General features: G+C 63.6%; 10 protein-coding genes. 4 read left to right on the top strand and 6 right to left on the bottom strand.

Annotated features, from left to right (window positions below; all coding sequences use genetic code 11):
* Positions 1 to 129 precede the first annotated feature (129 nt).
* Entirely contained in the window at positions 130 to 366 is a 237-nt protein-coding gene (locus ACZBJS_RS15485; protein WP_026192271.1) for a hypothetical protein, read from the top strand.
* Positions 367 to 525: 159 nt separating this feature from the next.
* Here the strand turns inward: ACZBJS_RS15485 and rpoD are convergent, their stop codons facing one another.
* Positions 526 to 2,658: an RNA polymerase sigma factor RpoD gene (rpoD, locus tag ACZBJS_RS15480; RefSeq protein WP_057018061.1), complete on the bottom strand. Its 2,133-nt coding sequence runs from the start codon at positions 2,656 to 2,658 to the stop codon at positions 526 to 528.
* A gap of 366 nt (positions 2,659 to 3,024) precedes the next feature.
* Positions 3,025 to 5,046 carry a DNA primase gene (gene dnaG, locus ACZBJS_RS15475; RefSeq protein WP_316395570.1) on the bottom strand — a complete coding sequence of 674 codons (2,022 nt, stop codon included), beginning with the start codon at positions 5,044 to 5,046 and terminating at the stop codon, positions 3,025 to 3,027.
* Positions 5,047 to 5,256: 210 nt separating this feature from the next.
* Here dnaG and ACZBJS_RS15470 point away from each other — a divergent pair, with 210 nt between their 5' ends.
* On the top strand, positions 5,257 to 5,811 hold the full coding sequence (locus ACZBJS_RS15470; protein ID WP_076827947.1) for a chlorite dismutase family protein: 555 nt from the start codon (positions 5,257 to 5,259) through the stop codon (positions 5,809 to 5,811).
* A 155-nt stretch (positions 5,812 to 5,966) separates the two neighbouring features.
* Here ACZBJS_RS15470 and ACZBJS_RS15465 read toward each other — a convergent pair whose 3' ends face one another.
* From ACZBJS_RS15465 to ACZBJS_RS15455, 3 genes are all read right to left on the bottom strand, one after another.
* On the bottom strand, positions 5,967 to 6,365 hold the full coding sequence (locus ACZBJS_RS15465; RefSeq protein WP_316395585.1) for a gamma-glutamylcyclotransferase family protein: 399 nt from the start codon (positions 6,363 to 6,365) through the stop codon (positions 5,967 to 5,969).
* A 109-nt stretch (positions 6,366 to 6,474) separates the two neighbouring features.
* Positions 6,475 to 7,287 (bottom strand): transglutaminase-like domain-containing protein, encoded by an 813-nt coding sequence (locus tag ACZBJS_RS15460; protein WP_229193082.1) that lies wholly within the window; start codon positions 7,285 to 7,287, stop codon positions 6,475 to 6,477.
* 2 nt (positions 7,288 to 7,289) lie between these two features.
* Positions 7,290 to 8,189, bottom strand: coding sequence for a transglutaminase family protein (locus ACZBJS_RS15455; RefSeq protein WP_168855223.1), 900 nt, complete (start codon positions 8,187 to 8,189; stop codon positions 7,290 to 7,292).
* Positions 8,190 to 8,293: 104 nt separating this feature from the next.
* Between ACZBJS_RS15455 and ACZBJS_RS15450 the strand changes: the two genes are divergently transcribed.
* Complete coding sequence (locus ACZBJS_RS15450; RefSeq protein ID WP_316395568.1) at positions 8,294 to 9,091, top strand: N-formylglutamate amidohydrolase; 798 nt, start codon at positions 8,294 to 8,296, stop codon at positions 9,089 to 9,091.
* Here the strand turns inward: ACZBJS_RS15450 and ACZBJS_RS15445 are convergent.
* Positions 9,088 to 10,206, bottom strand: a complete 1,119-nt coding sequence (locus tag ACZBJS_RS15445) for an IS630 family transposase (RefSeq protein ID WP_141343495.1) — start codon at positions 10,204 to 10,206, stop codon at positions 9,088 to 9,090. The two genes, ACZBJS_RS15450 and ACZBJS_RS15445, sit on opposite strands and share 4 nt — an antisense overlap.
* Positions 10,207 to 10,427: 221 nt before the next feature.
* On the opposite strand from ACZBJS_RS15445, the gene ACZBJS_RS15440 reads away from it, so the two are divergent.
* Complete coding sequence (locus ACZBJS_RS15440) at positions 10,428 to 12,167, top strand: adenylate/guanylate cyclase domain-containing protein (RefSeq protein ID WP_463438857.1); 1,740 nt, start codon at positions 10,428 to 10,430, stop codon at positions 12,165 to 12,167.
* Positions 12,168 to 12,287 lie beyond the last annotated feature (120 nt).

Raw genomic sequence — 12,287 nt, 5'->3', positions numbered from 1 at the left:
GCCGGGCCGAACTGCGCCCGGCGTTGCGCAAGGGCCGCACGCAACCCGATCGCGCAGGGCAGGTCGGCGCAGGGCAGACCGGCGGCGATTTGCTTTGACAGCGGCGCCCCGATCGAGGACAAGCCGCGCATGCCGAAAAAACCCGGGACCAATCCCAAAGGCGAATTCGCCTTCTTCAACGTCTTCTATGAAGACGGCTCGCAGCGCTCCAACCGCCGCGTGCCGTCGGAGCTCATTGGCGGGCTCGACGGCGACGAGCCGGTGCGTGCCTTCCTGCGCGAGCAGGACCGCGAGATCGCCGAAAAGGGCGGCCGCCCGCCGCTCGAGATCAAGTCCATCGAGCGCGTCGGCGCGAAGAAGAAGTAGCGGCGTCCACACAACTCTATCCACGTCATTGCGAGCGCAGCGAAGCAATCTCCTCGCAATGACGTCGGAGACGGATCAAAATGAAAACGGCGGGCCCAGGCCCGCCGTTGTTGTCTCGATGGATTGCCGGGTCGAGTCCGGCAATGACAATCGGAAATATTAGTTGTCCAGGAAGCTCCGCAGCTTCCGCGACCGCGACGGGTGCTTCAGCTTGCGCAGCGCCTTGGCTTCGATCTGGCGGATGCGCTCGCGGGTGACCGAGAACTGCTGGCCGACTTCTTCCAGCGTGTGGTCGGTGTTCATGCCGATGCCGAAGCGCATGCGCAGCACGCGCTCCTCGCGCGGGGTGAGCGAGGCCAGCACGCGCGTCGTGGTCTCGCGCAGGTTGGACTGGATCGCGGCGTCGATCGGCAGGATCGCGTTCTTGTCCTCGATGAAATCGCCGAGATGCGAATCCTCTTCATCGCCCACAGGCGTTTCGAGCGACAGCGGCTCCTTGGCGATCTTGAGGACCTTGCGCACCTTCTCGAGCGGCATGCCGAGCTTCTCGGCGAGTTCTTCCGGGGTCGGCTCGCGGCCGATCTCGTTCAGCATCTGGCGCGAGGTGCGGACGATCTTGTTGATCGTCTCGATCATGTGCACGGGAATGCGGATGGTGCGGGCCTGGTCGGCGATCGAGCGGGTGATCGCCTGCCGGATCCACCAGGTGGCGTAGGTCGAGAACTTGTAGCCGCGGCGATATTCGAACTTATCGACCGCCTTCATCAGGCCGATATTGCCTTCCTGGATCAGGTCGAGGAATTGCAGGCCGCGGTTGGTGTACTTCTTGGCGATCGAGATCACGAGCCGGAGGTTGGCTTCCACCATCTCCTTCTTGGCCTGACGGGCCTCGCGCTCGCCCTTCTGCACGCCGTGCACGATCTTGCGGAATTCGCCGATCTCGAGCCCGGTGAGCGCCGCCAGCGACTGGATCTCGTGGCGCAGGTCCTTGATGCGGTCCTTCTCGTGATGGACGAAGTTCTTCCAGCCCTTGGCCGACAGCTTGGAGACGCGGTTGAGCCAGCGGGGGTCGAGCTCGGAGCCCTGGTAGTTGCGCAGGAAGTCCTCGCGCGCGACGCCGTGGCTGTCGCCGAGGCGCAGCAGGCGGCCCTCGAACGAGACCAGCTTCTTGTTGATGTCGTAGAGCTGCTCGACCAGCGAATCGATGCGGGCCTGGTTGAGGCGCAGCGACTTCACCTCGACGATGATCTCGTCCTTCAGCTTCTTGTACTTGCGCTCCTGCGAGGGCGACAGCGACTCGCTCTGCAGCTGGTTGGCGATGTCCTGCTCCTGCAGGCGGCGCAGCTTCTTGTACTCGGACGCGATCTTGTCGAAGGTCTCGACCACCTTCGGCTTCAGCTCGGCCTCGATGGCGGCGAGCGACATCTGGTTCTCGAACTCGTCGTCGTCCATGTCGCCTTCGGCGGCGGCCTCGGCGGGATCCTTCTCCTCGGTGGCGGCTTCGCCACCGGCGGGCGCGGCGCGGAACGGGGTCGGCGACGGCGGCGCTGCCGGCGGCGCGACATGGGCCGGCGCACCGGCCTGCGCGTCGCCGCCATTGCCCTCAGCGGCGGCACCCTCGGCGCCGTTGTTGCCGATCAGGTTCGGATTGATGCCGCCCTTGGACTCGGGGCCGGCATAGGTGGCTTCGAGATCGATGATGTCGCGGAGGAAGATCTTCCCTTCGTTGAGCTCATCGCGCCAGATGATGATGGCCTGGAAGGTCAGCGGGCTTTCGCAGAGGCCCGCGATCATCGCCTCGCGGCCGGCCTCGATGCGTTTTGCAATCGCGATTTCGCCTTCGCGGGAGAGCAGCTCGACGGTGCCCATCTCGCGCAGATACATGCGCACGGGATCGTCGGTGCGCTCGCCGGGCTCCGACTTCTTGACCTCGGTGACGGCCTTCTGCGTGACCTCGACGAGTTCGTTATCGGTCTCGTCGTCGCCGTCGTCCTTCTCGTCCTCGCCCTCGCTGTCGTCGGCCTCGGTGACGTTGATGCCCATGTCTGACAGCATCGACATGATGTCTTCGATCTGTTCGGGCGACGTCGTATCGGAGGGCAGCACTTCGTTGAGCTGATCGAAGGTCACGAAGCCGCGCTTCTTGGCCTGCTTGATCATCTTCTTCACCGCGGCATCCGACAGGTCGAGCAACGGCGACGGCGCGTCAGCGGCATCCTTCTCAGGAGCATCCGCTGCCTTGTCGTCTTTTTCCTTGTCCTTAACCTGCAGCGTCTTTGCCTTGGTGGCCATTCACTAAGCTCCCGAAACGCGGTCATGCAAAATGGCGCCACGCACGCGCATCCGCACGAAATCTAGATTTACTCTCTCGACGCACAAAGGGCGGCGCAATATCTCGCCACCCCTGTCATCCGTCTCGACGGTTTCCAATCTGCAATAGCCCGTCGCGTCTTCCGTAAAAGTGGATACCGGTTTTACGATCGGAAGACGCGACAGATCTAGATCTGACGCATTTTCTGACGGCGAACCGGGAACCACTTCGCCTGAAAATGCTACGGTAGCTATTAAGTTTCGCTTAACCCTGTTTTTGCAGCCAAACCATGGATTTGGCGAGTCTTTTTGCGGGTGCGGCCAGCGCCGTCCGCAGCATTTTTGTTATCAGACATTACGCTGGAACCGGCCCGATAATTCGCCGAACCCTTCAATCAGGGCTTCGGTCCCGTCGGCTTCTGCCATCCGGGCCTGGATATCCTGCAACCATGCCAGATTGGCCTCGCTGGAGTCTTCAGCCAAAGCCGCTTCCGCATCTTTTCTTTCCCTAAGTAAGGCGTGGGTTTTCTGATGCAAGGCAACGAGTTGACGCCAGGTTGATAAAACATCCTCGCGCGCCGCGCCGATCTGCGCGCCCCACACCGCCTGGGTTGTGATCGCCCGCTCAACCCTTTGAAGAATCAAGGATAATCCGCCCGCTTCGAGGTCGGCCCGCATCTTCTCGGCCTGCTCCTCGGCGTCGGGGGAATGGTGATGGTCGTGGGCAAAGGCGGCGATGATGGCGGCCCTGAGCTTGTGGGCCTCGGGATGGGCGAGCTCCAGCGCCGCCACCTCCTCGAGATGGTCGTGCAGCAGCCAAGGGTGGTTGATCAGCGACTGCAGGATCAGGGCCTCGCGGCGCGAGATCGCGCTGCGCTGGCCGCGCATGATCGGGCTGTTGGCCAATTGGGGGCTGGCGGCCTGATAGGGACCCCGTGAAATCCCGGGGGTGGCACCGAACCGGCCGCCCTGCGGGCCTCCCTGTCGGCCGTTTTGGGCAGGTCCCCGGGGGACAAACTGGCGGGGTGATTCGCCGCCGCGGCCGCCGCCGAAATTGCCCCTTCCGTAGCCGCCGCGGCCATAACCGCCGCGTCCGCCCTCGGGCGCAAAATTGCGCTGCAGCCGCTCCTGCAGGTCCTGCCGGTAATAGCGGCGCACCACCTCGTCACGGATGCCATTGGTGAGCTCGCCGATCCGCGCCTCCAGCGCGGCGCGGCGCTCGGGCGTATCGAAATTGCCGCCCTCGATCTCGCGCGACCAGATCATTTCGGCGAGCGGACGCGCGGCCGAGATCACGTCCTCGATCGCGCCGCGGCCGCCGGAGCGGGCGAGATCGTCGGGGTCCTGCCCTTCCGGCAGCAGCGCAATCCGCAGGCTCTTGCCCGGCTTGAGCTGCGGCAATGCAAGGTCGGCAGCACGATAAGCCGCCTTCTGTCCGGCGCGGTCGCCGTCGAAGCAGAGGATCGGCTCGTCGACCATCTTCCAGAGCAGGCCGAGCTGGTTCTCGGTCAGCGCGGTGCCAAGCGGCGCGACGGCGCCGGGAAAGCCCGACGTGACCATGGCGATGACGTCGACATAGCCCTCGACGACGATCAGTTGCGCGCCGTCATGCGCGGCCTGCCGCGCGGTGAACAGATTGTAGAGATTGTCGCCCTTGTGAAACAGCGTGGTTTCCGGCGAGTTCAGGTACTTTGCCGGAACGTCCTTTTCGAGCGCACGCCCGCCGAATGCGATGACGCGGCCGCGGGCATCCGTGATCGGGAACATGACGCGGTCGCGGAAGCGATCGAACGGCACCGGCTTGTCCTCGCCGGACACCAGAAGCCCGGCCTCTACCATGTCGTCGCTGGAGATACCTAGTGCGCCGAGATGCTCCTTCAGCGCGAAGCGATCCGGCGGCGCATAGCCCATCCGGAACTGGAGCTGGGTCGCCGGCGAGATGGCGCGGTCGGCAAGATAGCCGCGCGCCTTGGCGCCGCCCCGCGAAGCCAGCGTGTCGGCGAAGAACTTGGTCGCCAGTTCCATCACGTCGTGCAGGGTGCGGCGGTGCTGCTCGTGTCGCGCGGCATCGGGCGTCACCGCCGGCAGCGGGACACCCGCCATCGCGGCGAGACGTTCCACCGCCTCGGGGAAAGTCACGCCCTCGGTCTTCATCAGGAAGTCGAAGATGTTGCCATTCAGCCCGGACGAGAAGTCGAACCAGGCCTGCTTCTGGTCGTTGACGAAGAACGACGGCGTCTTTTCCTGCTGGAACGGCGACAGCCCCTTCCACTCCCGGCCGGCCTTCTTGAGCTTGACGCGCCTGCCCACGACTTCCGAGACCGGAAGCCGGGCGCGCAGCTCATCGAGGAATTCGGGCGTGAAACGCATCAGTCAGGATTTTGGGCTCGGGCGGCGAATCGCGGACAACCGGTTAGCCATATAGCGGCACGGCCCGCCATGCCGAACAATGTGGGGCTTTTCCGGGCTATTCACAGGTCTGGCCCGTCGCGGCTCCGTCGAGCGGGTTACCCCCAAATCCACGGTGGAGAGCCTGTGCGGCAAGCTTGCCCCCTCCCCGCTTCCGGGATTGGATAGGCCATGTTCACGACATTCAGAGGCGGACAGAGCGGCGGCTGGCAGGTCACGTCCATCACGCGGGTGAAGGGCGAGACGCTGCCGAAGGTCGCGGCGTTGTCGATCGTTGCGAGCGAATCGATCGCGCTGCCGCTGCTGCCGGCGCAGACCTCCTGGCGGCTAGCCGGCGTCGCCAGCCATCTGCGCTACACCGAGAAGGAGGAGCGCGAGAAGCTCTTGGCCGTGCAGGCCGGGCTCGGCCGCAGCGAGGCAACGCACGCGGCGCTGATCCCGATCCGGAAATCCGCGGCGTGGTGGGAGCTCACGCAGGAGGAGCGCCGCAAGATCTTCGAGGACAAGTCGCACCACATCGAAGGCACCCTGAAATTCCTCCCCGCAATCGCCCGCCAGCTGTTTCATTCGCGCGACCTCGGCATGCCCTTCGACTTCCTGACCTGGTTCGAATTCGCCCCCGACCACGTCACCTTGTTCGACGAACTGGTCGGCATGCTGCGCGCGACCGAGGAATGGAGCTATGTCGAGCGCGAGGTCGACATCCGCGTGGTGCGGGAGGATTGACTTCTCTTTCGTGGTGGCCGGCACAGCCGTCAGAATGACGGCGTCGCTTCCGCTCGCCTATGACCCGGCAATCCATCAAGAGAATGACTATTGCGAAGTGAGATGGATGCCCGGGTCAAGCCCGCGCATGACGAAACATGCGGTACGTCCGAGCGCTAATGCTCGAGGAATTTTCCTGACGCGATCCGCGGCAGCTCGGTGACCGGCCAGTTGTAGAGATAGGTCCACGCCTCGCTCACATTGCCGTCGGCGAGCGTGACGGCAAGCATCTCGCGGACATATTCGGTCGGCGGCGGAAAGCCTTCGCCGCAGGCTTCGTACATGTCGAATTCACGCAGCATGGCCTCACGCTCCCGCAAGCGGAACAGCTCACCATGCACGATGTCCGCCGGATCGTCCGACACCACGAGGCCCGGATAATGCTTCACCAGATAGAGCCGGCCGCGGCACTGCGCCGGCCCGAGGAATTCGGCATTGCCCGCGAGCAGCTTCGCCATCGGATGGTCGAAGCCGCGCATCAGCGTGCCGTAGACGAAAAGAATATCGGAGGTCATAGGTTCAGTTGTCATTCCGGGATGGTCCGAAGGACCAGACCCGGAATCTCGAGATTCCGGGTCTGGTGCCAACGCACCATCCCGGAATGACAGAAAATCCCGGGGGACGCTAGGCCGCCGCCACCTCGTCCGTCACCACGACGAACTTCGTCAGCGTCATGCGGCCGAAGCTCGTGGTGAGGGCGACGTCGGCGGCGTCGCGGCCGGTCGCCATCAGGATGCGGCCGATCCGCGGCGTGTTGTGGCGGGCATCGAAGGTGTACCACTGGCCCGACAGATAGACCTCGAACCAGCCGGAGAAATCCATCGGCGCCGGGTCCGGCGGCACGCCGATGTCGCCGAGATAGCCGGTGCAGTAGCGTGCCGGAATGCCCATGCAGCGGCAGAAGGTGAGCGCCAGATGCGCGAAGTCGCGGCAGACGCCGGCGCGGCTTTCATAGACGTCGTGCGCCGACTTCATGTGATGGGCGTGCTGATAGCCGAACGTCACGTGGTGGTGCACGAAATCGGTGATCGCCTGCACCCGCGCCCAGCCCTGCGGTGTGTTGCCGAACAGCGACCAGGCGACATCGGTCAGCTTGTCGGTCTCGCAATAGCGGCTCGGCATCAGATAGAGCAGCATGTCGTCCGGCAATTGCTCGACCGGCAGCTGCTGTCCAGCCGGATTGACGATGTCAGGCAGTCCGGAATCGCGCACCAGCGCGCTGCCGCGGAAGGTGACGCCACCGCTGGGGGCAACGAGCCGCCCGCAGACATTGCCAAAGCCGTCGCGATAGAGGCCGATCGGCACGTCCGGTTCGGTCGAAAGGCGCTCCGTGCCGACGATGTCAGCGTAGCGCGACGGATGGATCGACAGCATGATCACCATCGGGGTCGGCTGCGCCGCCGTGTAGGTGATCTCGAAGCCGACCTTGATCTGCATCGTCAGGCCGTCTCCTGCTCCGCGTTCTCGCCGACCGAGACCACCTTGATGTCGACATCCATGCCGAGAAAGGCGTCCGCCGCGCCGAGATAGACGCCGTGCAGCGGGATCGCCTGGCGCGGGTCGCGCGCCACCGCGACGCGGATCAGATCGCGCGTGCCAACGATGCCGTTGGTCGGATCGAACTCGATCCAGCCCGCGCTCGGCAGATAGACCTGCACCCAGGCATGGGTCGAGCCGCCGCCGACATAGCCGTGCGCGCTGCCGGGCGGCATGGCGAGATAGCCGGAGACGAAGCGCGCGGCGACGCCGAGCCGGCGCAGCGCCTCGATCATGAACAGCGCATAGTCGCGGCAGGTGCCGGACTGCGTGCGCAGCGTGTCGAGCGGATGTTGGGTGCCCTGCTCATAGCGCTTGCGATAGCTGAACGCCTCGCGGATGCCGTGGGTCATGCCGCTCAGGATCTTGAAAGTCGGCGTCGGCGCCTCGACATCGAGGAAGCGCCGCGCCCAGGCCGACAGCTCACCGTTCGGGTCGCCATATTGCGGCGTAATGAACTGCTGCAGGTCGGGGAATTCCTCATCGTCGTAGAGGAACGGATAGAAATAGGCGGGATCGTCCGGCGTCAGCGCAAACGTATCGGCCGGATTGTGCTCCACCGTCGCGGTCGAGACGAAGGACAGCATGTCGGCGCGCTCGTCGAAGGCGGCGATCGCCATGCTGTTGCCGAACACGTCGTGGATCCAGCGCAGCGACATCGGCTGTGGATCGATCACAAGTGCGCTGTCGAGCACGCGCAGATCATGGCCGTCACGGGGGCGCAGCATGATGCGGTGCTCACCGAACGCCACCGGGCGCGCGTAGCGATAAACGGTCTTGTGATGAATAGTCAGCAGCGGCATCTTCAAACAATCATCGTGATTTCGGGCTGCATAATCTATAGAGAAAGCTGCCCGATTCCAGATCAGCATGCCGCCTGAATAGGCAAAGTTGAGGAAAAAAGCCCTTGAATTACGGAGGCGGTCCATCGTTCCTGCTCGCGAGCACCGACGCTTCACCGGTTCTTGAACACAATGCCGGCGGCCGCTCGCCGTTCCTGTTCACCTGCGACCACTACGGCAGGCTGATTCCCTCTCCGCTCGGCGATCTCGGCCTGCCCGAAGACGAACTCGTGCGGCACATCGCCTGGGACATCGGCATCGCCGGCGTCGCAACCCGCCTCTCGGACCGGCTCGGCGCGCATTTGATCGCGCAGCGCTATTCGCGGCTCGTGATCGACTGCAACCGTCCGCCGCATGTCGCAAGCTCGATCCCGCTGATCAGCGAGGCCACCACGGTGCCGGGCAATGAAGGCCTGTCGCGCGAGGCCGCCGAGATGCGCCACGCGCAGATCTTCGATCCCTATCACAAACGCATCGACGAGATCATCGACGCGCGCGCGCGTCGGGGCCTGCCGACGCTGCTGGTGTCGCTGCACAGCTTCACGCCGATCTACGCCGGCATCGCGCGACCCTGGCACATCGGCACGCTCTACCACCGCGACACGGTGCTGCCGCCGCTGCTGCTGAAGCATCTGCGCGCCGAGGGCGATCTCGTGGTCGGCGACAACGAGCCCTATGCGGTCAGCGACGAGACCGACTACACGATCCCCGTGCATGGCGAGGCACGCGGCCTGATGAACTCGGGCATCGAGATCCGCCAGGACCTGATCTCCGACCAGGCCGGCGAGACCGCGTGGGCCGAACGGCTGGCGCGCATCCTCGGCGAGATCGAGGCGACGCTGCGCACGGAAGCGCTGATCTAGTGTCCTGAACCAGAAGTTCGCAACATCGGGGCTTGTTTTGCCGGGGCATTGTAACGGCAGAAGCGCTCGATGGAAGCAAGGATATCATCGGCGGATTTGGTCCATCGGAACGGTTTTGGATCGGCGTTGTGTCGTTCGATGAACGAGGCGATGTCCGCCCTGAGGGCGGCTACGCTGCGATAGACGCCGCGCCTGATCTTCTTATCGGTGAGGAGCGCGAAGAAGCGCTCGACTTGGTTGAGCCATGACGAACTGGTCGGGGTCAGGTGCACGTGCCAACGCGGCCTTTTGGCGAGCCATCTCCGGATCATTGGGGTCTTGTGCGTGACGTAATTGTCCATGACGAGATGGACGTCGAGTTCGCGCGGTACGGCAGCCTCGATCTCGTCAAGGAACTTGCGGAACTCGGCGGTGCGGTGGCGCCCGTAGCATTTGCCGATGACCCGTCCCGTCGCAATATCGAGGGCGGCGAACAACGATGTGGTGCCATGCCTTTTGTAGTCATGGCTCCTTCGGGCCGCCTGGCCGGGACGCATCGGCAGCAACGGCTGGCTGCGGTCCAGCGCCTGGATTTGGGACTTCTCATCCACACACAGAACGATGGCGTGCTCGGGTGGTGAGACGTAGAGGCCCACGACATCGCGCACTTTGGCCACGAAGTTCGGATCGGTCGAGAGCTTGAACGTCTCCATCCGGTGCGGCTGGAGCCCGAAGGCCCGCCAGATGCGTTGGACCGTCGATACCGATAGGCCGCTGGTCTTGGCCATGTCGCGGGAGCTCCAATGAGTGGCGTTCTCAGGGCAACTCTCCAACGTCCTCACGATCACGGCTTCGATGCGGGCATCGTCAATCGTGCGCGGCGCGCCGGAACGCGGCTCGTCGTGCAGCCCGGCCACACGCTGTGCCATAAAGCGCCGCCGCCACTTGCCTACGGTCTGCCGGTCCAGCCCGAGCTTGACCGCCACTTCCGTGTTCTGACCACCTTCCGCACAGGTCAGCACGATCCGGGCTCTCAGAGCCAGCGCCTGAGCCGTCTTCCGCCGCATCGTCAGCGACGTCAGTTCAGCCCGCTCATCATCACTCAATATCAGGGGGGCAAGTTGCTGGACCGCCATTGGAGACTCCGCCGCTGTTTGCCTCCATCCTTGGCACAGCGACGCGAATCTACTGCGAATCTATGATTGCGAACTTGTGACTCGGGACACTAGCGACTGACGGTCAGCCAGGGCGTGGCCTCTAGCCCGAAGGCGGCTCGACGTGCTTTAATTGGCTGGGTTGAACTTCCAAGTTAGGGTAGTCCGTGGCGCCCGAGCGAGTGGAAAGGCGACTGGCAGCAGTGCTGGCGGCAGATGTCGCCGGCTACACTCGCCTGATGGGAACGGACGAGGAAGGCACGCTCGCGCGGCTCAAGGCGGCCAGAAAGAATCTCATTGATCCAACGATCGCCGCTCATCGCGGCCGCATCGTCAAAACGACCGGCGACGGCATGCTGGTCGAATTCGGCAGCGCCGTCGATGCAATGCGCAGCTCTGTAGAAGTCCAGAGCAGGATGGCGGAGCTTAACGCATCCGCACCGCAACAGCAGCGGATCGAATTTCGCATCGGCATTCACGTCGGCGACATCATCATCGACAACGACGACATCTTCGGCGACGGCGTCAACATCGCCGCGCGGCTGGAGAACATCGCGGACCCGGGCGGCATATGCCTGTCCGACGACGCCTACCGGCAGATCCGGGGCAAGGTCGATGCAGCCTTCGAAGACATGGGCCAACAGAATCTGAAAAACATCACTGAACCGATCCGCGCCTGGCGAATGAAGATTGGCGCCAGACCTTCGCCTGAGCGCCATCCAACTCCCGCCGAATCGCATCACATGCGCCCGCTTTCGGGAAAGCCCTCCATCGCGGTGCTGCCGTTTCAGAACATGAGCGGAGACAACGAGCAGGAGTATTTCGCGGATGGGATCGCGGAAGACGTCCTTACGACCCTGTCAAAGATTCAGGAATTGATGGTGATAGCTCGCAACTCGAGCTTCGCGTTCAAGGGGCAGAACCGGGACATTCGCGAAATCGGGCAGATCCTGGGTGCTCGTTATCTGCTGGAGGGGAGCGTTCGAAAGATCGGCAATCGCATCAGGTTGACGGCGCAGTTGATTGATGGTCGAGACGGCGGTCATCTCTGGGCGGATCGCTTTGACGGAGACCTGGACGACGTGTTCGATCTCCAGGACCGAATTACGCAAGAGATCGTCGAAGCGCTTGAGGTCCAGTTGACGGTCGGCGAACGCGCGAGGGTGTGGAGAAAGCGCTCGGGCAGTCCGCTGGCTTATGAGTATGTCTTAAAGGGACGCGCCCTGTACGTTCATTTCGCAAGGCAAACTCACGCACAGGCCCGGAAGCTCTTTGAACAGGCGCTCGAGATCAACGGCTCGTTTATGCCTGCGCTCTACTTGTTGGGTCTGACCCTGACTGACCAGGCGCGCTTCGGTTGGATCAAGGATGAAAATGAAGCGTATCAAGCCGCACTGGGCTGCGCTGATCGGGCTCTCGCCGCCGACCCCAGCTTCGGGGAAGCATACCTGGTGATCGGCTATGTTCGTACCTATCAACGCCGTCATGATGAGGCCGTGGCAGCAGGAGAAACCGCGATCAGCCTCGCTCCCAGCAGCTCTGACGCCCATCACATGGCGGGCATGTACCACGGCTACGCCGGCAATTTCCGAAAAGCCGTCCTCTACGAGGAACACGCCCAACGGCTCAGTCCGATTGAGCGCAACGAATCCATGGTGGACGAAGCGCGCGCAAGATTTCATCTCGGAGATTTCGCGGCGGCGCACGATATAGCCTCCCGCGTTCTGAGGCAGCGGCCGTTCTGGCTGACCGCGCAGTCGACACTCATAGCGGCGCTTTGGAATCTCGGCCGGCAAGATGAAGCGCGCATGATCTCAAGCGACTTGCTGGCGGGCCACCCCAATTTCAGCCTGGCCCGCTGGGCCAGGCTGCTTCCGTATCGCCGACAAGGCGACCTGGATGCATTGGTCAATCCGCTACGCATGGCGGGGCTCCCGGAGTGAAGACCTGTCATCTTACAATGCCGGCGCGACGCCACACGCCAGACACCTGCGCGGCCGCGACTGCTATTCGATTGCTCGTTCGGCTTCTTGCGCATCTCCGCGGATGAGACACCGCAGGGA

The organism is Bradyrhizobium sp. KZN70725, assembly GCF_055264925.1.
Note: the sequence above shows the minus strand (reverse complement) of the source record. Positions and strands in the feature narration are given on the sequence as shown.

What these genes read in the sequence shown, in the direction of transcription:
- dnaG (WP_316395570.1), bottom strand. Translation starts at nt 5,046, where the DNA reads ATGCGTTTCACGCCCGAATTCCTCGATGAGCTGCGCGCCCGGCTTCCG.
- ACZBJS_RS15445 (WP_141343495.1), bottom strand. Translation starts at nt 10,206, where the DNA reads ATGGCGGTCCAGCAACTTGCCCCCCTGATATTGAGTGATGATGAGCGG.
- ACZBJS_RS15470 (WP_076827947.1), top strand. Translation starts at nt 5,257, where the DNA reads ATGTTCACGACATTCAGAGGCGGACAGAGCGGCGGCTGGCAGGTCACG.
- ACZBJS_RS15455 (WP_168855223.1), bottom strand. Translation starts at nt 8,189, where the DNA reads ATGCCGCTGCTGACTATTCATCACAAGACCGTTTATCGCTACGCGCGC.
- rpoD (WP_057018061.1), bottom strand. Translation starts at nt 2,658, where the DNA reads ATGGCCACCAAGGCAAAGACGCTGCAGGTTAAGGACAAGGAAAAAGAC.
- ACZBJS_RS15485 (WP_026192271.1), top strand. Translation starts at nt 130, where the DNA reads ATGCCGAAAAAACCCGGGACCAATCCCAAAGGCGAATTCGCCTTCTTC.
- ACZBJS_RS15460 (WP_229193082.1), bottom strand. Translation starts at nt 7,287, where the DNA reads ATGCAGATCAAGGTCGGCTTCGAGATCACCTACACGGCGGCGCAGCCG.
- ACZBJS_RS15465 (WP_316395585.1), bottom strand. Translation starts at nt 6,365, where the DNA reads ATGACCTCCGATATTCTTTTCGTCTACGGCACGCTGATGCGCGGCTTC.